Genomic DNA, 23127 nt, shown 5'->3' on the forward strand with positions numbered 1-23127 from the left:
TTTTTGTTTTAGCTTTTTTGTAATAATTAAAGCCACAGATTCTATTTATTTTTAGCACTAATTATTTCTTAACTTCGTTGCAAACGATCAATAAAATGACAAAAGCTGAAGCAAGAAAATATTATCGAAATCTGAGAAAAGAATTTACAAAAGTAGAAGTAAACGAATTAAGTGAAAAGATTTTTCAACATATTAAACAACTTAGTTTTCCAGTTGAAAAGTCTTTTCATATTTTTTTACCAATTGAAAAGAATAACGAAATCAATACGTATCCAATTATTGATTGGTTATTTCAACAAAAAAAAGAAGTTGTTCTACCTTTGGTTATTGGTGATGATATGATTAATTGTAAGGTTGAAAATGGTTTCGAAACTGTTTTAAATTCACTTCAAATCCCTGAACCAATCGATTACGTAGAAGTTGAAGCTTCGAAAATAGATGTTATTTTTATTCCGATGTTTGTTGCCGATAAAAATGGAAATCGTGTTGGATATGGTGGCGGTTTTTATGATAAATTTTTAGCGAAATGTAGAACAGATTCAAAAAAAATAGGCCTAAGTTTTTTTAGACCTATAGAACATATTGAAGATGCCTATTTTGGCGATTTCCCACTTGATTTTTGTATCACTCCTGAAGGAATTGAGTCTTTCTGAATCGAATCCTTTTTTTCTTTTAAAGTCGTAAAATAAAATTTGAATTCTCGTTGAAATTTGATTGGTTCTTGCTTTAAGACAAATACACCAACTTGATTATTGGTTTCGATTAATTTTTTATCTGAATTGAAAAAATTAATTGTATACGCTATTCGTCTTATAGAATCTGGTGTAATAGAATCTTTCGGCAAAATAGCAAATTTAGATACAGATGTATAAGTAACTTTTTTTGAACGTAAATCTCTTAATAAAGAAAAAATTTCGGTTGTATCTTTTTTAGGAAAATAAGACAATAATTGATCTCTCAACAAACTATCAACAACTGTATCACTTGTATTAGATGCCAACGCAGAAAGTTCATACAATTCGCGTAATTTCTGTTTTGCAATAAAATTTACGGCTTCTACAGAATCCATCTTACTACTTACTGTTGACGATTCATTCTTATAACCTTTTATCATTTCAGGATTATAATCCCCATTATATTTATCGTCTTTGCACGAAAATATAATCCAAACACCCAATAGCAATACGATGCTAAACTGAACCAATTTACTTATCGTTTTCATCTTGTTGGATTTTAAATTTTAATTTAACAATTTTTCCTTTTTTGCTTTCCGATTCAATTAAAGAGAAATTCTTTAACGATGTCGTTGGCATTGTAACCAAATTGATATACTGCTGTTTTGAAAGAATTTCTACACCAAAAAAATCATTATCATAAACTTGATAAATCAAAGCATCATCTGCAATCATTTGATTAAGTTTAGATATTCGTTGCTTTAAATCTTTTGCTGAATTTGAATAATAATACAGCATAATCTTATAATCATCCGGTTCTAATAATAACTTTTCTGGTTGATTATATTGATGCAAATTAACCTTAAATGTATCTTGTTTATAATAAGGAGAACTTACAAACATCTTGATTGTATCTTTTTGGGATTCGAATTTGATACAACCTGTTTTCGTCGATAAATAAAGTGGCGTAAAACCATCTCTGATAATTGTAACCTCAACAGAATTTGTTATTTTGCTTTGTCTATCTGAATCTACAAAACAAAATTCATATTCTCTCTGGATAAAAAAAGAATAATATATAGCAATACCAATTCCACTCAATAAAATAACACTTGCAACTATTATTGAAATTAATTTTTGTTTCGGTTTTATTTTAGCAACTTCCTTCTTTTCAGGAATTCCTTCTTTTTCTTGTGAAGGCTCTGCTAGAATATCTACTTTCGTTTCTTCTTGAACGTTTTCCTCTGCTAAACTAGTTTCATTTTCTGTTGATTCAATCGAAGATTCTTCAACTTTATTTGAACCAAAATGTTCTATTTTTTGGGCGTTTAAAAAGTGTGCCCAGTTTTTATATCCACAATATTGCGCCAAAAGATTGAGCATATCAATACGTGGAAGTTTCTTAAAATCTGACTTAAAATACGTATAAAACCATTTTTCACTAACAGTAGATCTAGTTTTATTGAATAAATCGTCTTGAAAAGATGTAATTTCTTGCCCCTTCCAATCAGAGATATTTTCGGATTGAGCAGAATTTTCTTCCAAAAATCGATTTGAAATCGTTTTTTTCAGAATTTCGAAAATTTCTATATCTGTAAATTTGCTCAAAAAATAAAGTTTATAAGGTTGTCTTTCAATATTTTGTAAAATAATTATGATTTTACAAATTGTCTTTTAATACAACTACAAATAAAATAATTTTTTTAATAAGTTGAGTTGTATTTCTTTAATAATGCATTGTTAAATGATTTCTCTTGTTGTAAAACTTTTGTTGAATGCTAGCAAGTTGGATTACAATTATCTTACAACTAATTTACTTCGAAAAATATTGTTCTGAACTTAACTTTGGTTCAACAAAATGATTAGAAAATCAACAAAAAATCAATTAAAAACATTTTTAAAAATTAAAGTTATGAAAAAATTAGCATTAAACGTAATCGTATTAGGAGTTATCGGAACTGCATTTGGTTTATCTTCTTGTAATTTATTTGGATCGAAAGAAACAAAAACTGAAACAGAAGTAAAAAATGATACAATTACTACAATAGAAGATTCAATAAAAATTGATTCTGTAGGAAAAGATTCGGTTGTAATAAAAGATTCTGAAGTTGTAACAGAAACTCCTGTAAAAGTTGAAACAACAACTACGACAACAACAGAGAAAAAATAATCAGTAGAATAAATTAAAGAAAAATCAAATGAAAAAATTAGCGTTATTCGCTTTCGCAGCGATTTCTTTTACAGCATTTTCTTGTAAACAAAAACATACAACAGTAGGAGAACCAACAATGGTTGTTGAAGATTCTGTAAATGTTGAAAAAGCAGAAATTCCTGCTGCAGATTCTGTAGAAGGAGTTACTGTAGATTCTTCGAAAACTGAAAATTCAGCACAAACAATGAAAGATTCTGTTGCAAAATAGAAACTTTAAAACTTAAAAAAATCCGCTCGATGAGCGGATTTTTTTTGAATATATATTTTCTATATCTTAGGATTAAGATTCTTTCAATGATTTGATATCTATTACAAAACGATATTTTACATCAGATTTCATCATACGTTCGTAAGCTGTATTAATGTTTTGAATATCGATCATTTCTACATCGGATACAATATTATGTTCTCCACAAAAATCCAACATTTCTTGTGTTTCCTTAATTCCTCCAATTAAAGATCCTGCTAAATTACGACGTTTCATAATCAATAAACCTCCGTGAATAGCATCTAAAGGCTCGATAGCTCCAACCATACACATTGTTTTATCTAATTTTAATAATTGTAAATATGGATTAACATCGTGCTTTACAGGAATTGTATTCAACAGAAAATCAAATGAGTTTGTATGCGCTTTCATTTGATCTGCATCCTTTGAAATTAAAACCTCATCAGCTCCAAGTTTCTTTGCATCTTCACCTTTCGATTCGGAAGTTGTAATCATTACAACATGTGCACCCATTGCTTTTGCAAATTTAACGCCCATATGTCCTAAACCTCCAAGTCCGATTACACCGACTTTATCACCCGCTTTTACATTCCAATGACGCAAAGGCGACCAAGTTGTAATTCCTGCACATAATAGTGGAGCAGCAGCTTTTACATCGATATTTTCAGGAACATGAAGCACAAAATCTTCCTCAACGACAATATTTTCTGAATATCCACCATAAGTTACTCCTCCATATTTTGAATTTTTAGAATTATATGTTCCTGTAAAACCGTTTTCGCAATATTGTTCCAAACCTTCGTCGCAAGAATGACAATGTTGACACGATTCTACCATACAACCTACTCCAACCAAATCTCCAACTTTGAATTTCGTTACTTCTGAACCAACTTCTTTTACTCGACCAATGATTTCGTGACCAGGAACAACTGGATAATTTGGTTTTCCCCAATCTCCTTTCGCTGTATGAATATCGCTGTGGCAAACCCCACAATATTCAATATCGATAAAAATATCTTTCGCATGTAAATGTCTACGTTCTATCGTGTGTGGCGCTAATGGATCTGTTTCATTAAACGCTGCATATGTTTTTGTACTCATTTTTAGTTGTTTAATTATTAATCATTATTTTTCTAACATTCTCTATATTATATTCATGTTCGTCTTTATTATCACAATTAAAAGTTAGATTTAATCGTGTTTTAAAATATTCATTAAAACGTTTACAATTTTTAACTTCATAAAATTTTTGCTCATTGTTTATTAATACTACAGGACGAAAACTATTTCGACCTCCCGCTGATGCCATAATTGCTCCTCCAATTGCTCCTCCTACAGCAGCGCCAGCTATAACCGATCCAGCTGTTTTAAGAGGCATATCTGTATAATAATAATTCTCTGTTTTATACTTTACTCTAACATATCTATTTATTGAATGCATTAAGGCGAAACTTCCTTGCATTTCCTTCGATTCATGTTTATCAATTCCTTTAATCCCAAAATATAATTCTCCTCTGTAAACTACAGCAAAAGGTTTTTTTATAATTTTATCATTAGATTTAAACTTAAAAGTCATCAAATCCCTTGGTCGCTCATATAAGTTTAAACCTTCTTCTTTACCAGTTATAGCTTCTGTAGAAGTTGGTTCTTTTTTATAAAAATCGTCTATCGTTTCGTAAATTCCTTCTGGTAAATCATTTTCGAAGAAAGTTTCTTTTAAATCAGGAACTTTTTTAGAATAATTTATCGAATCAAATTTAATTTCTGTGACATATTTTATAGGAATAGACTCTAATGTATATGGATTATCTGATTTTGTAAACTGATATACTTTTTCAGAATAAACCACATCACGAACGTCTATTGATTTTCCATCTTTTAGTCTAAAAGTTGCTTCTTTTATATATTGCCCAAAAGAAAAAGTTGAGCATAAAATAATTAAAGTAAATAATTTTTTCATTGGATTGTATTTTAGATAAATATATAAAAAATCCATCTGAATAATCAGATGGATTTTGAATAAATTAACACTTATAATTATTTCAATTTCTTGATTCCCATGTTCCACAAAGTGAATGCATATTTATCAGCAGTTTCATTAATCACAACCTCTGTAGAACGACCTGCTCCGTGACCAGCTTTTGTTTCGATTCTAATTAAAACTGGATTATCACAAGCTTGTTTTGCTTGTAAATTTGCAGCAAATTTGTACGAATGTGCAGGAACTACACGATCGTCATGATCTCCTGTCGTTACCAAAGTTGCCGGATAACATGTTCCTTCTTTTACATTATGCACAGGTGAATAACCTTTTAGATATTCAAACATTTCTTTGCTGTCATCAGCTGTTCCATAATCATATCCCCAACCTGCTCCAGCAGTGAATGTATGATAACGTAACATATCTAAAACACCTACCGCAGGCAAAGCTACTTTTGCAATTTTTGGATTAATCGTTTCTGTTGCTCCAACCAATAAACCTCCATTAGAACCTCCTGATAAAGCCGTAAAGTCTGGTGAAGTGTAATTATTTTTTTGTAAATATTCTGCAGCAGCAATGAAATCATTAAAAACATTCAATTTATTAAATTGACGTCCTCCATCATGCCATTTTTTACCATATTCTCCTCCTCCACGTAAATTTGGAACTGCGTAAACTCCACCATTTTCAATCCAAGCAGCAGTTGCTGGACTAAATCCTGGTGTTAAACTAATGTTGAATCCTCCATATCCATAAACGATTGTAGGATTTTTACCATTTTTCTTTAAGCCTTTCTTATATGTAATAATCATCGGAACTTTTGTTCCGTCTTTTGATGTATAGAAAACTTGTTCCGAAATATAATCATTCGAATTAAATTTCACATTTGGTTTGATATAAACATCAGATGAACCAGTTTCTACATTGTATTTATAACTTGTAGATGGTGTGATATAGTTAGAAAATCCGAAATAGATTTCTTTTTCCGATTTTTTTCCACCAAATCCTGATGCAGATCCTACTCCTGGTAAAGTTATTTGACGAACCTTTGTTCCATCGTATTTATATTGTTCAACAACCGAAATTGCATCTTTTAGGTATTTAGCAAATAAATATCCTCCACCTGTAGATACCGATAATACATTTTCAGTTTCTGGAATAACAGTTTCCCAAGCTGTTTCGTTTAAATTAGAAATAGTTGCTTTTACAACTTTATTATTTGGTGCTTTGTTATTTGTAAAAATGTAAAAAGTTTCGCCATCATTGTCAATAACAGATGTATTTGTTTCAAAGTTATTCACAATCGTTTTTATTGCGCTATTTGGTTGAGACAAATCTTGATAATACAATTCATTTCCTGTCGTTGTATTAGCAGCTGAAATGATCAAGAAACGTTCATCATCTGTTAAATAAGCACCAACATAACGGCGAGGAATTTCAGAACCTCCGAAAATCAATTTATCTGTTTTCTGAGCTGTTCCTAATTTATGATAATATAATTTGTGTTGATCTGTTTTTTCTGATAATTCTGAACCTTTTGGTTTATCATAAGAAGAATAGTAGAAACCATCATTTCCTTTCCAAGCTGTTCCAGAAAATTTAACATCAATCAATGTTTCTCCAACTTGTGTTTTATCTTTTGTATTCAGGACAATTACTTTTCTCCAATCCGATCCTCCTTCAGAAATAGAATACGCAACCAAACTTCCATCTTTAGAAAAACTAACATCTGCTAAAGAAACAGAACCATCTTTTGAGAATTTATTCGGATCTAAGAAAACTTCTTCTGCTCCATTTTCTCCTAATTTGCGGTACAAAACTGAATGTTGTTGTAAACCATCATTTTTGTAATAATATGTATAATTTCCTTCTTTGAATGGTGTTGAGATTTTCTCATAATTCCAAATATCCGTTAACGATTTTTTTAATTGTGTACGTAATGGAATTTCATTCAAATAAGCATAAGTCGCTTTATTTTGTTCTATTACCCATTTCTTTGTATCATTAGACAAATCGTCTTCTAACCAACGATATGGATCTTCTACATTCTCTCCAAAATACGTATCAACATGATCTATTTTCTTCGTTTCTGGATATTTTTTCTTATAACTTTGTGCATTCACTCCTACCATAAGGGCAACATTAAATAAAATAAAAGCAGTTTTTTTCATCTTTTTTGTAATAGCTGTTTTGGTAAAGATAATAAAATCAAAAAGATAAATTGGTATTAAAAAAAATGATATAAATTTGCGTAAAATCCTCTCAGATTTTTAAATTTAAATGAATGCTTAAAACTTCGCGGCAACTTAATTTTAATTCATTTTGATTTAGAATTTTATCAATTATTTAAAATTTTTAAAACCTAAAAAATGACTGTAGAAAAATCTTTAACAGCCAAATTTATGTCTATTATCTCCTTGATTAAGCAATCTTTTTCAAGTGAAAACTTAGATTTAACCGCGATTCCAATCAAGAAATCAGTGTTTCTATTGGCTATTCCAATGATGTTTGAAATGGTAATGGAATCTGTTTTTGCATTGGTCGATTTGTATTTTGTAGGACATTTAAAAGAAAGTGCTTTTGCGATTCAGACAGTTGGACTTACAGAATCTTTATTAACAATTGTTTATTCTATCTCAATCGGGATAAGTATGGCTGCAACCGCCATTATTGCTCGAAGAATTGGAGAAAAGAAACCCGAAAAAGCTTCAGAAAGTGCTTCACAAGCAATTTTATTATCAATTATCATTACAATTCTCTTAAGTGCTGTCGCATTTATATTCTCCAAAGATTTATTGATTTGGATGGGTTCTAGTGAAGCTGCTGCTGAATACGGAAAGAACTTTACCAAAATTATGATGGCAAGTTGTTTAAGTATTGTTTTGCTATTCTTGATTAATGGAATTTTTCGTGGAGCTGGAAATGCCGCTATTGCAATGAAAAGCTTGTGGTTGGCCAACGGAATAAATATTATTTTATGTCCAATTCTTGTTCGTGGATGGTTCTTTTTTCCTGAAATGGGATTAGAAGGAGCTGCATTATCTACAGCAATTGGAAGAACTTGTGGTGTTCTTTATCAATTGTATTGTTTAACAAGAAAAGATTCATTAATTCAAATCAAATGGTCATATTTCGCTCCGCAAACAAAACTTATTGTGAACATTGTAAAAATTGCTGTTCCTGCGATTGTACAATATGTTATTGCAAGTTGTAGCTGGATTATCCTTGCTCGAATTGTGGCGCAATCTGGTGGAGAAATAGCTTCATCAGGTTATCAAACTGCCTTACGATTAATGATGTTTTTTATGCTACCTGCTTGGGGATTGAGTAATGCTGCAGCAACTTTAGTTGGACAAAATTTAGGAAATAAAGATCCTGAAAAAGCTGAAAAATCAGTCTTGATGACCATGAAATTCAATATTATTTACATGTTGATTGTAAGTATTATTTTTTATGGATTAAGTAATTATTTAGTTTCAGTATTTACAACAGAAGCACACATTAAGCTTGTTGCAAAAGAAGGAATGTATATTTTGGCAAGTGGTTTTGTTTTATATGCAATCGGAATGGTGATGATGAATGCTTTTAATGGAGCTGGAGATACAATGACGCCGACGATCATCAATTTTGTTGGATTTTGGTTATTTCAAATTCCATTAGCTTATGTACTTTCTTATCATTTCAATCTGAAAGAAGAAGGAGTTTTTATCGCAATTCCTATTACAGAAACTTTTGTCGCTATTTTGGCATTTATCCTTTTTAAAAGAGGAAAATGGAAATCGAAAATCGTATAAAAAAAATCGCTCAATATATTGAGCGATTTTTTTATGTTTTTATCCTTTAAACGTGTAATATCGTGCACCTTTCAAATCTGGATTTTCAGATTCAATTCGATCTAAGGCAAATCCTTTCGAAGCATTGATTGATGTTTTCAAATTCTTATTGTGTAAATCTTGATATTGTTCAAACGAAATAGGTTCTCTTTGTTCTAAATAATTAAACAAATCTATTTTATTCATCACATTTTTCCATCCTTCACCAATTTGTCCTTGAAAAACTTTTGATTTAGATCCAGAACCATATGCAATAAAACCAACTGTTTTCCCATTCAATTCCTCATTTGCATCTGCACTCACTTGTAATGCTGATAAAAATGCTGTAAAAATAGAAGCTGTGTACATATTTCCTATTTCTGAAGAAGCACGTTGAGTTGGCTCTACTTTTTCTTTGATTAATGCTTTATAATCCTCTGATTTTGCCACAATTTTTAGATTATCATTTGAATTATCTTGATCATTTTCTATGACAAAAACATCCGAAAACATTCTTTTTCCTTGAAATGCATAAGGCAAATGAAAAGCGATATATCGCCAGTTTTCATACAATTTTCCTTCAGCTCCAACTTTTTCTTTAAAGTTAAAATATGCTTCTCTTACTCTATCTTTATAACATTCATTAGAATATTGTCCTTCGAAAACTGGTTCATCCGAAAAAATTTCAATTTCAGATTTTGTTGTTCCAACTGCATTTAAAATAGCTGAATCAGAAGTTGCTTGATGAGGTTTGAAAAAATCAAAAACAGATTCCATTCCAATTCCCCAATTGTTATCAAAAGCGATTAAATCTGGTTGATTCGAGATTAACATTGCAACAGCTCCTGCACCTTGTGTATATTCTCCTGTCGATTCTAATCCATATTTTGCATAATCAGCTGCAATTACAATTGCTTTTTTAGTTGGATTAACACGAACATAATCAATCGAATTATGCATTGCATCTACTCCTCCAATACAAGCAAATGTCATATCGACAACATCTGTATGCTTGAAAGCTCGCTCTCCAAATTCATTTGCTAAAACAGATTCTACTAATTGAACTGCGTAAGTTGCTGTTGGTTTTGCACCATCTAAAGCACTTTCTGTTCCTAAATAAATTCGTCCAATTTCATTTGGATTAATTTTAAAATCTCTTATTAATTTTAATAAAGCATTTGCAGCGATCGTTGCTGTATCTTCATGAACATCTAAAACAGCCATTTTTTTTAATCCCAAACCTATTTCAAGTTTATCAGGATCAATATTGCGCTGAATAGCTAAATCTTTTATTGGTAAATATATATGCGGAACGTAGATAGAAACCGCTTCTATTCCATATTTCATTTTTGATATTTTTTAAGCGAACCTCAAATTTAAGTGTATTTCAATTTTATTTCATCATAAATTAATCAATAAAAGCATTATATTTTATTTATTATTCCTTAAATTTATAAGAACAATCATTATAAAAAAACTTTAAAATGGCTCGCACTTTTTACAAATCAATTAAAAATTCTGTCAAGTATTGGTGGATTTTACTTCTCATAGGATTATTATTCGTTGGACTTGGAATTTACACTTTCGCTTTTCCAACTACATCATATGTAATGCTTTCAATATTTTTTGCAGTTTCGTTTTTATTTTCGGGAATTTCAGAAATTATTTTTTCGATTTCCAATAAAGATGAAATTGACAGTTGGGGATGGACCTTAACATATGGAATCATTACAACTATTGTTGGTTTTATGTTGGTTACAAATACACTTTTAAGTTTACAAGTTTTTGCATTTTACGTTGGATTTTTGGTCTTATTCCGTTCTATTTCTGGAATTAGTTATGCATTCGAATTAAAAAATTATGGTGTAAAAGATTGGGGAGTTTCTTTGTTTTTAGCGATTATTGGACTAATTCTTTCAATCATCCTACTATCATCACCACAATTAGCAGGATTAACAGCTGTTGCTTGGCTTGGTTTAGCAATAATTTCGTCAGGTTTATTTGCGATTTTTATTTCTTTCCAATTGAAAAGAATTAAAGACTTACCAAATAATGTTTCTGATGATTTGAGAAGCCGATACGAAGAAATCCGTAAAGAAATCGAAGATTTTAAAAATCAATAATTACAAAAAAGCCATTTCTAACTGAAATGGCTTTTTTATTCTCTTATTTTTCTATATATAATTATAATATTGGGGCTAATAATCTACAAATTGATGCAAATGCTCGGTTATACCAAGGTCGATTTTCCCATTTTTCTAATGTTAGTAATTCTGAATCTTGTTTATCAATATCAAATTCAGCACTCATTTGTTGCAATAACTGCTCATTTTCAATAACTGCTGTTATTTCAAAATTAATCATGAAACTACGGTAATCTAAATTTACAGTTCCAATAAAAGCTAATTTATCATCAACGGTAATTGTTTTGGCATGAATAAATCCTTTTTCATACAAATATACTTTCACTCCTCGCTTCATCAAAGGTTTTAGGAAAGATAAAGATGCTTCTTGTACCACAATAGAATCTCCTTTCTTAGGAATGATTAATTCTACTTCTACTCCACTTGAAACTGCAATCATCATGGCAGTTTTAAATTCGTCACTTGGAATAAAATATGGTGTACACAATTGTACTTTCTTTTTCGCTAACGTAATTGCCAAAATCATGGCTTCCATAGCAGAATGTAAACTACCTCCTGGGGAAGAAAGTCCATAACTAACTGTTGTAAATTCGGTTTCTTCTTTATTTAAATAAAAATATTTAGGATCAGAAATGTTAAATTTCTTTCCTTCTGTCATCATCCAATTCAGATAAAAATGCAATTGTAAGCTATTGATAGCTCCACCTTCTATCATAACCGCAGTGTCTCGCCAATAAACTTTATTATCTGGGCTTTTTACGCCATTTTTATTGATGTATTTATCGCTGATATTAATTCCTCCAACAAAAGCTTTTTTTCCATCAACAATCAATATTTTACGGTGGTTACGGTAATTGGAATTGGCTAAAGAAGAAAAACGAACAGGTAAAAATGTTTGAAATTCAACTCCTGTTCCTTCAAATCTTTTTTTATGTTTATTGAGTTTCGGTGATCCAAAATCATCCGCTGTTACACGAACTTCTACCCCACTTTTAGCTTTTTCAATAAGAATTTGGATAATTTCATTTCCAATATTATCCTCCTCAAAAATGTAATATTCAAGGTGTATATGATTTTTTGCTTCTCTTAATGCTTCTAGAAAATAAGGAAATTTTTGTTCTCCATTTGATAATAACTTTACTTTATTATTGGTTGATGGATACGCAATTCTTTCATTATTTAAATAACGATAAACTTGTGATAGATTTCCTATTCTTTCTTCAGTTTTATTTAAATCATCGTGAATTAAATCATCTAGCTCGTTCCATTTTTCATTAATGATTTTTTGATGATCCTTGTCTATTCGTTTAAAAAATTCATCTTTTTTAAACTTTTGTCCAAAGAAGAAATAAAGTATAATTCCAATAAGCGGCAAAAAAACAATCACTAATATCCATGCAATTGTTTTAGTTGGATTCCGATTTTCTATCAAAATAGTGACAATCACCATTATATAAAGAATTGTCAGTGGTATCCAATACCATTCTTTGATAAAATCCCAGATATTCAAAAGTGTGATCGACCAGTCCATTATTAATCAATTCTAAATTTTTATAAAAATAAATGAATAAAAATCAATCAATTGAATAATTAACAAAAAATATTTTAAAAATAATTTTGGAAATTAGAAATAAACCTTCTTATATTTGCAATCCAAAATGACGGTGCCTTAGCTCAGTTGGTAGAGCAAAGGACTGAAAATCCTTGTGTCCCTGGTTCGATTCCTGGAGGCACCACCACATTTATAAAACCTCGAGCATGTGTTTGAGGTTTTTTTTTTGGATTGAATAATTAAATATAAACATTTATTGATCGAGTATTTTATAAGTTATATTTAAATATTCAGTAAATTGCAAAAAAGATGGAGATAGGAAATAGACCTTGGGGTTCTTACTATGTATTAGAAGACACCGAAATATATAAAGTAAAAAGAATTGAAGTGAATATTGGTGGACGTTTATCTTACCAATACCACAATCATCGAGCAGAAGTTTGGACAATTGTTCAAGGAAAAGCTATGGTAACACTTGATGATAAAGAATATGAATACAAAGCGGGTGAAGTCGTTATCATTCCTTTAAAAGCAAAACATCGTATTCAGAACATAGGTAATGAGAAATTAATTTTTATCGAAGTTCAACATGGTACGTATTTTGGTGAGGAAGACATCATTCGTATCGAAGATGATTACAACCGATCATCTGAAGATTAAGAAAAACTAACTATAAAATACTAAACTAATTGACTATGAAAATCGGAATTACATTTAGTGCTTTTGATTTATTACATGCTGGACATATCAAAATGCTAGAAGACGCAAAACAACATTGTGATTATTTGATTGTAGGTTTACAAACTGATCCAACATTAGATCGACCAGAAAAAAATAGACCTACACAAACTGTTGTAGAACGATACATTCAATTAAAAGGTTGCAAATTCGTTGATGAAATTGTACCTTATGCAACAGAACAAGATTTAGAAGATGTTTTAAGATCTTTCAAAATTGATGTTCGTATTTTGGGAGTTGAATACCAAGACAAGAACTTTACAGGACGTAAATATTGTGAGGAAAAAGGAATTGAATTGTATTACAATTCAAGAGATCACCGTTTCTCAAGCTCTGGACTTCGTAAAGTCGTTGCAGAAAAAGAACTTCTTAAAGTAGTAAAATAAAAATAAAAAAAAGGTTAGATTGAATTCTAACCTTTTTTATTTACAATACTTTATCAATCAAAAAATTAATGTAAAAAATAACGCTAAAAATCATACCTTTGCAAAATGTCAAATATAGTTGCAATTGTAGGAAGACCAAACGTTGGTAAATCTACGTTTTTCAACAGATTGATTCAAAAAAGACAAGCTATCGTAGATGACACTTCTGGTGTTACACGTGATCGTCACTATGGAAAATCTGATTGGAATGGAAAAGAGTTTACCGTAATCGATACCGGAGGGTATGTCGTTGGTTCAGATGATACCTTTGAAGAAGAGATCCGCAAACAAGTTGAATTAGCTATTGATGAAGCAAATGTAATTTTGTTCATGGTAGATAATCAAGTTGGATTAACGGATATGGATAAGGAAGTTGGCAACCTTTTAAGACGCACTAAGAAGCCTACATTCTTAGTTGTGAATAAGGTCGATACCAACAAAAATTTAGAGGATTCTTATGAGTTTTATAACTTAGGATTCGAAAAAATGTACACAATCGCTGCAATGAGCGGAAGTGGAACAGGTGAATTATTAGATGATGTTGTTGCTTCTTTTACAGAAGAAGTACACGTAGATCCATTTGAAGGTTTACCTAAAGTTACTATCGTAGGTCGTCCTAATGCAGGAAAATCTACTTTTATCAATGCATTATTGGGTGAAGAACGTAATATTGTAACAGATATCGCAGGAACAACTCGTGATTCTATCGAAACGTTGTACAATAAATTTGGACACGAATTTGTTTTGGTAGACACTGCCGGAATGCGTAAAAAAGGAAAAGTTAGCGAAGATTTAGAATTTTATTCTGTAATGCGTTCAGTTCGAGCAATCGAAGAATGTGACGTTTGTGTATTAGTAATTGATGCAGAACGCGGAATTGAAGCACAAGATTTGAACATTCTTTATTTAGCAGAACGTAACCGTAAAGGGATCGTTATCCTAATTAATAAATGGGATTTATTAGAAAAAGAAACCAATACAATGAAAGAATACAAAGATGCTATTCTTAAGCGTATTGCACCATTTACAGACGTTCCTGTATTGTTTATCTCAGCTTTAACAAAACAACGTGTTTTGAAAGCCGTAGATACTTTTATCGAAGTTTACGAGAACCGTAGTCGTCGTATCAAAACAAGTAAGTTAAACGAAATTTTGTTACCGATTATCGAGATTACTCCTCCACCTGCTGTAAAAGGAAAATACATCAAAATCAAATATGTCACGCAATTACCAACAAAAACGCCACAATTTGCGTTTTTCTGTAACTTGCCACAATATATTAGAGATCCTTACAAACGATTTGTCGAAAATCAATTGAGAAAGGAATTTAATTTTGAAGGTGTTCCGATTGAAGTTTACTTCAGAAAGAAATAATAAAAAATCCAAAAAGTCCATTTACAATTTGTAGATGGACTTTTTTATTGATAACAATAGAATTTAACATTCATAAAAAATGCTCAACGATTGACGCTGAGCATTTTTGTGACCGAGACAGGATTCAAACCTGTAACCTCTTGAGCCGTAATCAAGTGCGCTATTCAGTTGCGCCACTCGGCCGTTTGAAATAAATCGGAAGTATTTCCCTTTATTTTCGAATGCAAATATACAGCACTTTTATGGTAAAAACCTAAGCTTTTTTGATATTTTTTTTAAAATTAATTTAATTTACAAACTATCAATTGCTTACAAAAATATTTTTTTATGATTTTAGCAGAATTCTTAACTTGCCTTCACTAAATTCAAACCAAATGATAAAAAAAATAATCCTAAATTTATTCTTACTTCTTGCCATTAGTAGTTGTAAACAATCAAAAGAAACTATAAAAAATGAAAAAGAAGCTACTACTTTTCAGTTTGCAAAAAATATTTCTATCGAAGAAAATGACAAAACGATTACCATAAAATCTTCTGGAAATAATATTTCATTCGATAAAAAAGAGTTACCAATAAAGACTGTAATGGTAGAAACATCATCTGCTGTAAGCTTTTTAGATCAATTGGGAAGCGCAAATTTAATCAAAGGAGTTTGTGATGCAGATTTTATTTATAACCCTAAAATTGAAGAAGGAATTGCGAATAAATCTATTTTAAAAGTTGGTAATTCGAATGAATTGTTCACCGAAATTATTCTAAAAAATAAACCTCAACTGATTATTGCAAGCTCTAATCCTGTTTTGGCTAAATACCATCAACAATTGGAGCAAAACGGTATAAAAATATTGTATTTAGATGAATATAAAGAACAAAATCCTTTGGGACAAGTTGAATATTTGAAGGTTTTTGGAAAATTATTTGGAAAAGATACTGAAGCTGAAAAACGCGTAGAAACAGTTAAAAATAGTTATGATTCCATTAAAAATATCATTCAAACCAAAGCAAAAGGCAATGTTTCAACAATTGTTAATACAATGTATGGTGATATTTGGTACGTTCCGACAAATGATTTGTTGCAAGCAAAGTTAATTGATGATGCGAAAGGAAATTATATTTTCAAGAATAAAACCGGAGAAAATAGTTTGAGTTTAACATTTGAAGAAGTTTACACAGCAGGAAAATCAGCAAATTATTGGATCAATGTAACAAATGTGAATTCTTTAGCCGAAATGAAAGCTTCTTATCCAAATTATGCTTGGTTTGATGCATTTAAGAAGGGAAATGTCTATGCTTACAACAAACGTATGAATGCAAAAGGTTCGAATGATTATTTCGAACAAGGAATTCTTCGTCCAGATATTATTTTGAATGATTTAGGAAAGATTTTCTATCCAAATTTATTCCCAACTTATGAATTGTACTTCTATCAACAATTGAAATAAAATGATTGAAATAATCAAAAAATTTGAAGATTATATTCTAAAATCAAAGAATCTATCCATTTCAAATCTTGAGAAAGATGTCGAATGCGATGAATATTTCGGCTATAATTTCAATGTTAATGAGTTATCTATAAAATTTAGAAAAGCGAAAATAACACCGAAAAAAGTTGGTCAATTTGTTACATTATGGAAACGAAATAATGTTAAAGAAACCGAACCTTTCGACGAAAATGATGAGTTTGATTATTATATTATCGCAACAGAAGAAAATTCAAAACTAGGATTTTATATTTTTCCGAAATCAATTTTGATTGAAAAACATATTCTAACTTCTACAAGAAAAGAAGGAAAACGAGGTTTTAGAGTTTATCCGAATTGGGTGAAAACAGAAAATAAACAAGCGGAGAAAACACAAAATTGGCAGCAAGATTATTTTGTAGAAACCATAAACAACAAAGTTGATTCATCTCAAATAAAATCATTATTCCAATAAAAAAATCCTGCTGAACTCAGCAGGATTTTTCGTTTATATTCTATTAATCTTAGAATAACTCTGACTTGAATTGTTCTAAGAAACGTTTATCATTTTCTGTGTACAAACGAATATCTCCAATTTGATACAATAGCAATGCAATACGCTCAATTCCCATACCGAATGCATAACCCGAATATTTCTCAGGATCGATGTCTACATTACGTAAAACATTAGGATCAACCATTCCACATCCCATAATTTCTAACCAACCTGTTCCTTTTGTCATACGATAATCGGTTTCTGTTTCTAATCCCCAATATACATCAACTTCGGCAGAAGGCTCTGTAAATGGGAAATATGAAGGACGTAAACGAATTTCAGATTTACCAAATAACTCAGTTGTAAAATAACTTAATGTTTGTTTTAGATCAGCAAAAGAAACACCTTCGTCGATATATAAACCTTCTATTTGATGGAACATCATATGCGAACGAGACGAAATCGCTTCGTTACGATAAACACGACCTGGTGCTAAGAAACGCATTGGCGGTTGATTTTTCTCCATGTGACGAATCTGTGTAGACGATGTATGCGTACGCAATACAATATCTGGATCAGTTTCGATAAAGAATGTATCTTGCATATCACGCGCAGGATGATGAGCTGGCAAGTTTAACGCTGTAAAATTGTGCCAATCATCTTCGATTTCTGGACCTTCGGAAACACTAAATCCAATACGATTAAAAATCTCAATAATACGATTTTTTGTAATATTGATTGGATGGCGAGAACCTAATGTAAATGGTTCTCCTGGGCGTGTTAAGTCTAAAGAAGAATCAGTTTTTCCTTCGTTTGAAATTTCATTTTTAAGAACAGTTGACTTTTCAGTTGCCAATGTTTTTAATTCATTTACAACTTGACCAAATTCCTTTTTTTGTTCATTCGGAACTGATTTGAACTGAGTAAATAAGTCGGTTAAAATTCCTTTTTTTCCTAAAAATTTAATTCTGAATTCTTCAATTTCAGCAGCATTTGTTGAATGGAAGTTTTTTACTTCTTCAATATATTGTTTGATTTGGTCAATCATAATTTCTGATCAATTTAAGCACAAATTTAACCGATAATCAACTTATAACAAATTATTCGAGTACTTTTATTAAAAATGAAGAATTCTTACTAAATAAAAAATCCACCTAAGAAAACTTAAGAGGATTTTTGTTTTATTTTAAAATTTAGAAATTACTTTCCAAAAACTTCTTTTACTTTAGTCGCAATTCTCTCACGATCTGCATCTGTTAAGTTAGAACCTGAAGGTAAACATAATCCATTTTCGAATAATTGTTCAGCTACTTTCCCTCCATAATAAGGAGCATCTGCAAAAACAGGTTGCAAGTGCATTGGTTTCCATAACGGACGAGATTCGATGTCATCTTCTAAGAAAGCTAAACGTAATTCTTCGCGCGTTTTACCTGCTACTTTTGGATCAATTAAAATTGCAGATAACCAATGATTTGAAAAATAATCTGAAGTTGGTTCTTTAAAAACCGTTACTCCTTCAATATCTGCAAATAAATCTTGATAGAATTTGTTCATCGCACGACGTGCTTCTACTCTATCTGCTAAGACTTCCATTTGTCCACGTCCAATTCCCGCTGTAATATTACTCATACGATAATTGTAACCAATATGCGAATGTTGATAATGTGGTGCATTATCACGGGCTTGTGTTGCTAAAAATACTGCTTTATCTTTATCTTCTTGTGTTTGACAAACCAATGCTCCACCTCCAGAAGTTGTAATAATTTTATTTCCGTTAAATGACAATGCTCCAAAACGTCCAAACGTTCCACAAGCTTTTCCTTTGTAAGTAGAACCCAATGCTTCTGCAGCGTCTTCTATTACTGGAATATTGTATTTTTCCGCAACAGCATGTATTTCGTCAACTTTATATGGCATTCCGTACAAATGAACTGCTAAAATTGCTTTTGGTGTTTTTCCTTTTGCCATACGATCTTTAATTGCTTCTTCTAACGCAATTGGGCAAATATTCCATGTTTCATTTTCTGAATCAACAAAAACAGGTGTTGCTCCTTGGTAGGCAATTGGATTTGCGGTTGCTGAAAATGTCATTGATTGACAAATTACCTCATCTCCGTGAGAAACGCCACATTCTATTAATGCTAAATGAATAGCTGCTGTTCCTGCAGATAATGCTGCAACATAAACATCTGCATTTAAAAAATTTTCTAAATCTTTTTCAAAGCCATTCACATTTGGTCCTAAAGGTGCTACCCAATTTGTATCGAATGCTTCGTGAATATATTTTAATTCATTTCCTCCCATGTGAGGAGATGATAACCATATTTTTTCAGCCATTTTTTATAGTTGTTTTTTTGTTGAACAAATTTAAAATAAAAGTATGATTTAAGCCTCATTTGTTCGTCATAAAACTATGTCAATGAAAATAAAAACTTTCGAAAAATAAAAATAAAGTTAAAGCACTAATATTAAACAGCTTAAGATGTAATTCTTATCACTTGAACAGAATGGAAAATATTCCTATAAACTTATACAGCCATTATATAGCCTTTATCCTGCCTTTATGTAGGGAGTATCCTGCCAGTATCTTATCATCTGAACCATCCTAAATAACTATACAGATTTTTAAATAAAACCTGTTATAGTTATACTCCTATTTATCTTAATCCTAAACTTACTTATAATGAAGTTTTCAAATCTAAAGGAGCCTGTTGAAGAATCTCATTATCTACTTATGATTTCGACTACGCTCAATCAACTATTACCAATCTTAACCTAATTTTATAATCACAATAGAAACATAGGTTTTCTTAAGTTTTACGCTTAACGTTTTACATATTTTTCTTTATCAGTTCTATGTACCTATGTGATGAATGTTCTTTCTTGTCATTCTAAATCGTCAGATTTTTAATTCCTATTTAAATATTCAAATTCGTTATCATTCCAACATTTTATACATACATTCTACTGCCACTATATTGCCTTTATCCTGCCTTTATGTAGGGAGTATCTAGCAAGAATTTATAAATCAAATAAAAAAAGTGTACCCACGCGTTGTATATGTTTTTTTTTACATTCAGTGAGTGTTCGTGATCAACCTCACCTTACGGGTGTACAATCACCCTCAAAAATTATAATTTATGCTATAATAAGCTCAATTCCTGCTTTATCAGCTTTGTATTTTATTTTGGTTATCAATTCATAATAACCCCAATTCCTCAGTACAAATTCTTCTTCTTTGGCTAGCTCCATCTTTTCTTCTTGATCCAATAAAATAAGTGTTCCTGCTTTATTATTGATACAAAAATCAATTAGCTTTCGACTGTAAACATGTAATCGATTATGCACATAATTCCGCTCTACTTGATTCATTTTTTCTAGCGCTTTTAGTTTTCTCGTTCTTCCTTTGCCTGATTTCGCATAAGTTACTCCTGCTTGGGTTCGTTTACGGGAAGCTTGTATCGCTAATCTTCTATACAAAAACTCTTCTTTGGTTCCGATAGAAAGTCTAGACTTACCTACTTTTACAACCAATGGATATTCTAATGATAAGGAAGCTTCTGCTATAGTTTCGGGTTTTAATTGATGGTTTTCTTTTTCAATTTCAACAACAGCTAACCAAAATATTTTACCTTTTTCTATTTTTATTTGCGATGTACAAAGTTTAATTTCACCATTTACTACTTGTTCCAATAGTTTTTTGTTGTCTGTAAAATCTTTTCCTAAATAGGTTTTGAATGGAAGTTGAAACAACCGAAAACAAAAACTTTTTTTCTCGGGATGATAAGATAATTTACTAATACTTTCTGCTCCAAAAGGAAATGCCATATCTCGTTTAAAGTTTTTTAAAGAAGCTTCTCCTCTCCAATATTCTTGGTAATCTTTGTTAAAAGTACTCTGTAGTCTACTATTTAAACAAGATAATATATTCATTGGAATTTCACCTTTAAAACGATCTGATATCACACGATAAGTGGTATTTATTCGCGAACGTTGTAAGATTCCTGCTTCATCTTTCTTTTCATCAACCAACTTGTGTACAATCCCTTCTGAGAGATACAAAAACTCTTTCACCATCGCTTGTATATATAAATGAGAAACGATCAAATTAGCGGCTCTATAACATCTGTTTCTCCATTTGTAAAGTGTTTCCAAAACCTCTTGACGTTCTTCTTGGGTTGGTAAATCAACAATTAACTGTATTTTTCGCGTGAGTATTAAAGTAGATTTTTCCATTATCAATAGTTTAGGGATTGAACTTTATTTTGTTGGGTAAATTTATAGGCGACTATAAATTCATTGTGTACTTCTTTTTGAGACAATTGTAATTCCTTAGCGATATTTTCAAAAGATTGTTTATGCTCGCATCGAAGTTTTAAAATCAACGATTGTTTTTCGGATATTTGATTTTTCTTCTCTACGGTAGAGATTGTTTTGGTTTTAATAATTAACTTATCTTGGTGACTTAAAATCTTTTTAAGATCATCAATAGCATGTTTAATTTCATTACTTGTTTCAGTTATTCCTCTTCCCATTGCATTGGCAATTGCTTTGTACTGAAATCCATATTTTAAACATAGTTCAATCAAATGTTTTCTTTTAGCACTTAATAAGGGTAACACTTTTATAATTTCATCAAAATATTGCTGTTGTGTTTCTTGTTTGTTCAGGTTTTCAATATTATCAGCAGGATCATATCCAGCTAAATAACTTTGATAATTCTCATAACTTTCTAGTGAACTTACAGTTCTAAAAAACTTATTCTTCGGTTTAGCATAATGCGAATAACAACTGTATTTCATAACATATCTCAAAAAGAAAAAGATATGATCAGGAGATTCAATCTTCTCTCGATATTCCCAAAGTTTCAGAAACACATCTTGTAACAAACATTCCACAACAAATTCATCCTTAATTATCTGTTTACCAATCAAAAAAAGTAACCTTTTATGTCTTACATAAATTTGCTCCAAAGCTTTGGGATTGCCTTTTTTCAGTAATTCATATTCATTTTCTAGCATAATAAGGGTGGTTTATTTATGTGATACGTATTACGTCTACGTTTTTACATCGTTTAAATTCAACATTCATTTTAAAAGCTACTCCTTTTCCAGTACATCGCGCCAACTTTGTTTTTGGGAATAAGGGTATATTTTATGTTTTACGTTCTACGCTTAACGTTTTACGTGTTTTCTATTATCAATATTCTAATTCATTTTTAACAACAAATTTTGTCATACTGGGCTTGTCTCAGAATCTCATCTCATTGGTATTCTTAGCTTGTCGAAAAATCTCTTCCTTTCATTTTTTTATTCATAGCTTATCTATTTTAATTATCGGTATTCATATGCCCTTCGGGGAAACTCATCTAAAAAAACGAAACAAAAAAAGATGCCGACAGCAGTCTCTCAATGATTCAACTAAATAAATTATTTCCATAAAGTTGGCAACTCGCTCCACTCAGACACTCCAACTTTTTTCATTCCAATAATTTAGAGTTGAATTGCATTTCGATTCTAAATCGTCGGATTTTTAAATTCTTTTTTCAAATATTCAAATTCGTTGTCTATGTGAACTCATTTCAGAACCTCATCGTTAATCTGAATACATACTACTTTTTACTTTATACATCATAAATACTTCACATTATAATTCTAAAAACTCAATACTAATATCTAACATCTAATCTGTACATCTTACAATTCTAACTGAATCGAATAACCGTCTGTGCAAAATCTTTAAATTTTGCAAAAGTGTAGAGGATAAAACAAATGGTATAGAGGAATAACCAAGTGTATATTTTATAAAGTTCGATGCGAATGTGATGGAATAAAACGACCAAAAACAAGAAAGGCATGGAACTCATCTTAAAGCATTAGAGGTACTGGCATACCCAAAGGAACAATAAGAGAGCCCACGCCTAGGTCGTGAGCAAAACTACTTATTTTTCTTGTTCCTTTTTATGAAAAGTGCCAGTTTTCTAATACAAGAGAAAAAGTAATAATTACTTTATTTTTAAATAATTGATAT

The 23127-nt window shown here is 30.7% G+C and carries 21 protein-coding genes and 2 tRNA genes; 11 read left to right on the forward strand and 12 right to left on the reverse strand.

Going from position 1 to position 23127, the window contains the following annotated elements; all coding sequences use genetic code 11:
• The first annotated feature begins 95 nt into the window (after nucleotides 1-95).
• Nucleotides 96-653 carry a 5-formyltetrahydrofolate cyclo-ligase gene (locus tag ACMHJW_RS12720; RefSeq protein ID WP_413533791.1) on the forward strand — a complete coding sequence of 186 codons (558 nt, stop codon included), beginning with the start codon at nucleotides 96-98 and terminating at the stop codon, nucleotides 651-653.
• On the opposite strand, the gene ACMHJW_RS12725 is transcribed toward ACMHJW_RS12720, so the two are convergent.
• Both ACMHJW_RS12725 and ACMHJW_RS12730 read right to left on the reverse strand, forming a co-directional pair.
• On the reverse strand, nucleotides 593-1222 hold the full coding sequence (locus ACMHJW_RS12725) for a hypothetical protein (RefSeq protein WP_413533792.1): 630 nt from the start codon (nucleotides 1220-1222) through the stop codon (nucleotides 593-595). The two genes, ACMHJW_RS12720 and ACMHJW_RS12725, sit on opposite strands and share 61 nt — an antisense overlap.
• Entirely contained in the window at nucleotides 1206-2282 is a 1077-nt protein-coding gene (locus tag ACMHJW_RS12730; RefSeq protein WP_413533793.1) for a hypothetical protein, read from the reverse strand. Before ACMHJW_RS12730 ends, ACMHJW_RS12725 begins: the two co-directional genes overlap by 17 nt.
• A gap of 304 nt (nucleotides 2283-2586) precedes the next feature.
• Between ACMHJW_RS12730 and ACMHJW_RS12735 the strand changes: the two genes are divergently transcribed.
• Together ACMHJW_RS12735 and ACMHJW_RS12740 are read left to right on the forward strand one after the other, a co-directional pair.
• The gene (locus tag ACMHJW_RS12735) at nucleotides 2587-2844 is read left to right on the forward strand and encodes a hypothetical protein (RefSeq protein WP_413533794.1); all 258 of its coding nucleotides are present in this window, start codon (nucleotides 2587-2589) and stop codon (nucleotides 2842-2844) included.
• A 28-nt stretch (nucleotides 2845-2872) separates the two neighbouring features.
• Nucleotides 2873-3094 (forward strand): hypothetical protein, encoded by a 222-nt coding sequence (locus tag ACMHJW_RS12740; RefSeq protein ID WP_413533795.1) that lies wholly within the window; start codon nucleotides 2873-2875, stop codon nucleotides 3092-3094.
• Nucleotides 3095-3166: 72 nt separating this feature from the next.
• Here ACMHJW_RS12740 and ACMHJW_RS12745 read toward each other — a convergent pair whose 3' ends face one another.
• The 3 genes from ACMHJW_RS12745 to ACMHJW_RS12755 all read right to left on the reverse strand — a co-directional run bounded on the left by ACMHJW_RS12745 (nucleotide 3167) and on the right by ACMHJW_RS12755 (nucleotide 7267).
• A complete protein-coding gene (locus ACMHJW_RS12745; RefSeq protein ID WP_413533796.1) occupies nucleotides 3167-4216 on the reverse strand; it encodes an NAD(P)-dependent alcohol dehydrogenase in 1050 nt (349 codons plus the stop codon).
• Nucleotides 4217-4226: 10 nt separating this feature from the next.
• Nucleotides 4227-5075, reverse strand: coding sequence for a hypothetical protein (locus ACMHJW_RS12750; protein ID WP_413533797.1), 849 nt, complete (start codon nucleotides 5073-5075; stop codon nucleotides 4227-4229).
• 77 nt (nucleotides 5076-5152) lie between these two features.
• Entirely contained in the window at nucleotides 5153-7267 is a 2115-nt protein-coding gene (locus tag ACMHJW_RS12755) for a prolyl oligopeptidase family serine peptidase (protein WP_413533798.1), read from the reverse strand.
• A gap of 198 nt (nucleotides 7268-7465) precedes the next feature.
• On the opposite strand from ACMHJW_RS12755, the gene ACMHJW_RS12760 reads away from it, so the two are divergent.
• Nucleotides 7466-8890: an MATE family efflux transporter gene (locus ACMHJW_RS12760; protein ID WP_413533799.1), complete on the forward strand. Its 1425-nt coding sequence runs from the start codon at nucleotides 7466-7468 to the stop codon at nucleotides 8888-8890.
• Nucleotides 8891-8929: 39 nt separating this feature from the next.
• Here the strand turns inward: ACMHJW_RS12760 and ACMHJW_RS12765 are convergent, their stop codons facing one another.
• The gene (locus ACMHJW_RS12765) at nucleotides 8930-10255 is read right to left on the reverse strand and encodes a hydroxymethylglutaryl-CoA synthase family protein (protein ID WP_413533800.1); all 1326 of its coding nucleotides are present in this window, start codon (nucleotides 10253-10255) and stop codon (nucleotides 8930-8932) included.
• 137 nt (nucleotides 10256-10392) lie between these two features.
• Between ACMHJW_RS12765 and ACMHJW_RS12770 the strand changes: the two genes are divergently transcribed.
• Nucleotides 10393-11031, forward strand: a complete 639-nt coding sequence (locus ACMHJW_RS12770) for an HdeD family acid-resistance protein (protein ID WP_413533801.1) — start codon at nucleotides 10393-10395, stop codon at nucleotides 11029-11031.
• A 61-nt stretch (nucleotides 11032-11092) separates the two neighbouring features.
• Here the strand turns inward: ACMHJW_RS12770 and cls are convergent, their stop codons facing one another.
• Nucleotides 11093-12583 carry a cardiolipin synthase gene (cls, locus tag ACMHJW_RS12775; protein ID WP_413533802.1) on the reverse strand — a complete coding sequence of 497 codons (1491 nt, stop codon included), beginning with the start codon at nucleotides 12581-12583 and terminating at the stop codon, nucleotides 11093-11095.
• Between the two features lie 132 nt (nucleotides 12584-12715).
• Between cls and ACMHJW_RS12780 the strand changes: the two genes are divergently transcribed.
• From ACMHJW_RS12780 to der, 4 genes are all read left to right on the forward strand, one after another.
• A tRNA-Phe gene (locus tag ACMHJW_RS12780) sits at nucleotides 12716-12791 on the forward strand.
• 122 nt (nucleotides 12792-12913) lie between these two features.
• On the forward strand, nucleotides 12914-13264 hold the full coding sequence (locus tag ACMHJW_RS12785; protein WP_413533803.1) for a phosphomannose isomerase type II C-terminal cupin domain: 351 nt from the start codon (nucleotides 12914-12916) through the stop codon (nucleotides 13262-13264).
• Nucleotides 13265-13299: 35 nt separating this feature from the next.
• Nucleotides 13300-13728 (forward strand): adenylyltransferase/cytidyltransferase family protein, encoded by a 429-nt coding sequence (locus tag ACMHJW_RS12790; RefSeq protein ID WP_413533804.1) that lies wholly within the window; start codon nucleotides 13300-13302, stop codon nucleotides 13726-13728.
• 105 nt (nucleotides 13729-13833) lie between these two features.
• Nucleotides 13834-15141 (forward strand): ribosome biogenesis GTPase Der, encoded by a 1308-nt coding sequence (gene der, locus ACMHJW_RS12795; protein WP_413533805.1) that lies wholly within the window; start codon nucleotides 13834-13836, stop codon nucleotides 15139-15141.
• Nucleotides 15142-15250: 109 nt separating this feature from the next.
• Here der and ACMHJW_RS12800 read toward each other — a convergent pair.
• Nucleotides 15251-15324: transfer RNA gene (locus tag ACMHJW_RS12800), tRNA-Arg, on the reverse strand.
• A 191-nt stretch (nucleotides 15325-15515) separates the two neighbouring features.
• On the opposite strand from ACMHJW_RS12800, the gene ACMHJW_RS12805 reads away from it, so the two are divergent.
• Both ACMHJW_RS12805 and ACMHJW_RS12810 read left to right on the forward strand, forming a co-directional pair.
• Nucleotides 15516-16583 carry an ABC transporter substrate-binding protein gene (locus tag ACMHJW_RS12805; RefSeq protein ID WP_413533806.1) on the forward strand — a complete coding sequence of 356 codons (1068 nt, stop codon included), beginning with the start codon at nucleotides 15516-15518 and terminating at the stop codon, nucleotides 16581-16583.
• A gap of 1 nt (nucleotide 16584) precedes the next feature.
• Nucleotides 16585-17076, forward strand: a complete 492-nt coding sequence (locus ACMHJW_RS12810; RefSeq protein WP_413533807.1) for a MepB family protein — start codon at nucleotides 16585-16587, stop codon at nucleotides 17074-17076.
• 49 nt (nucleotides 17077-17125) lie between these two features.
• Here the strand turns inward: ACMHJW_RS12810 and pheS are convergent, their stop codons facing one another.
• The 4 genes from pheS to ACMHJW_RS12830 form a co-directional block, all read right to left on the reverse strand.
• The gene (gene pheS / locus ACMHJW_RS12815; protein WP_413533808.1) at nucleotides 17126-18145 is read right to left on the reverse strand and encodes a phenylalanine--tRNA ligase subunit alpha; all 1020 of its coding nucleotides are present in this window, start codon (nucleotides 18143-18145) and stop codon (nucleotides 17126-17128) included.
• Between the two features lie 152 nt (nucleotides 18146-18297).
• Entirely contained in the window at nucleotides 18298-19434 is a 1137-nt protein-coding gene (locus ACMHJW_RS12820) for a DegT/DnrJ/EryC1/StrS family aminotransferase (RefSeq protein WP_413533809.1), read from the reverse strand.
• A gap of 801 nt (nucleotides 19435-20235) precedes the next feature.
• On the reverse strand, nucleotides 20236-21333 hold the full coding sequence (locus ACMHJW_RS12825) for a hypothetical protein (protein ID WP_413533810.1): 1098 nt from the start codon (nucleotides 21331-21333) through the stop codon (nucleotides 20236-20238).
• Nucleotides 21334-21335: 2 nt separating this feature from the next.
• Nucleotides 21336-22118, reverse strand: a complete 783-nt coding sequence (locus ACMHJW_RS12830) for an RNA polymerase sigma factor (protein ID WP_413533811.1) — start codon at nucleotides 22116-22118, stop codon at nucleotides 21336-21338.
• Nucleotides 22119-23127 lie beyond the last annotated feature (1009 nt).

Origin of the sequence: Empedobacter brevis (assembly GCF_965118635.1) — a bacterium.
Taxonomy (GTDB): domain Bacteria; phylum Bacteroidota; class Bacteroidia; order Flavobacteriales; family Weeksellaceae; genus Empedobacter; species Empedobacter brevis_A.

Coding starts and splice junctions, on each gene's coding strand:
- ACMHJW_RS12790 (WP_413533804.1), top strand. CDS start 13,300: ATGAAAATCGGAATTACATTTAGTGCTTTTGATTTATTACATGCTGGA.
- ACMHJW_RS12725 (WP_413533792.1), bottom strand. CDS start 1,222: ATGAAAACGATAAGTAAATTGGTTCAGTTTAGCATCGTATTGCTATTG.
- pheS (WP_413533808.1), bottom strand. CDS start 18,145: ATGATTGACCAAATCAAACAATATATTGAAGAAGTAAAAAACTTCCAT.
- der (WP_413533805.1), top strand. CDS start 13,834: ATGTCAAATATAGTTGCAATTGTAGGAAGACCAAACGTTGGTAAATCT.
- ACMHJW_RS12755 (WP_413533798.1), bottom strand. CDS start 7,267: ATGAAAAAAACTGCTTTTATTTTATTTAATGTTGCCCTTATGGTAGGA.
- ACMHJW_RS12760 (WP_413533799.1), top strand. CDS start 7,466: ATGACTGTAGAAAAATCTTTAACAGCCAAATTTATGTCTATTATCTCC.
- ACMHJW_RS12830 (WP_413533811.1), bottom strand. CDS start 22,118: ATGCTAGAAAATGAATATGAATTACTGAAAAAAGGCAATCCCAAAGCT.
- ACMHJW_RS12770 (WP_413533801.1), top strand. CDS start 10,393: ATGGCTCGCACTTTTTACAAATCAATTAAAAATTCTGTCAAGTATTGG.
- ACMHJW_RS12820 (WP_413533809.1), bottom strand. CDS start 19,434: ATGGCTGAAAAAATATGGTTATCATCTCCTCACATGGGAGGAAATGAA.
- ACMHJW_RS12750 (WP_413533797.1), bottom strand. CDS start 5,075: ATGAAAAAATTATTTACTTTAATTATTTTATGCTCAACTTTTTCTTTT.
- cls (WP_413533802.1), bottom strand. CDS start 12,583: ATGGACTGGTCGATCACACTTTTGAATATCTGGGATTTTATCAAAGAA.
- ACMHJW_RS12745 (WP_413533796.1), bottom strand. CDS start 4,216: ATGAGTACAAAAACATATGCAGCGTTTAATGAAACAGATCCATTAGCG.
- ACMHJW_RS12785 (WP_413533803.1), top strand. CDS start 12,914: ATGGAGATAGGAAATAGACCTTGGGGTTCTTACTATGTATTAGAAGAC.
- ACMHJW_RS12825 (WP_413533810.1), bottom strand. CDS start 21,333: ATGGAAAAATCTACTTTAATACTCACGCGAAAAATACAGTTAATTGTT.
- ACMHJW_RS12810 (WP_413533807.1), top strand. CDS start 16,585: ATGATTGAAATAATCAAAAAATTTGAAGATTATATTCTAAAATCAAAG.
- ACMHJW_RS12720 (WP_413533791.1), top strand. CDS start 96: ATGACAAAAGCTGAAGCAAGAAAATATTATCGAAATCTGAGAAAAGAA.
- ACMHJW_RS12765 (WP_413533800.1), bottom strand. CDS start 10,255: ATGAAATATGGAATAGAAGCGGTTTCTATCTACGTTCCGCATATATAT.
- ACMHJW_RS12740 (WP_413533795.1), top strand. CDS start 2,873: ATGAAAAAATTAGCGTTATTCGCTTTCGCAGCGATTTCTTTTACAGCA.
- ACMHJW_RS12805 (WP_413533806.1), top strand. CDS start 15,516: ATGATAAAAAAAATAATCCTAAATTTATTCTTACTTCTTGCCATTAGT.
- ACMHJW_RS12735 (WP_413533794.1), top strand. CDS start 2,587: ATGAAAAAATTAGCATTAAACGTAATCGTATTAGGAGTTATCGGAACT.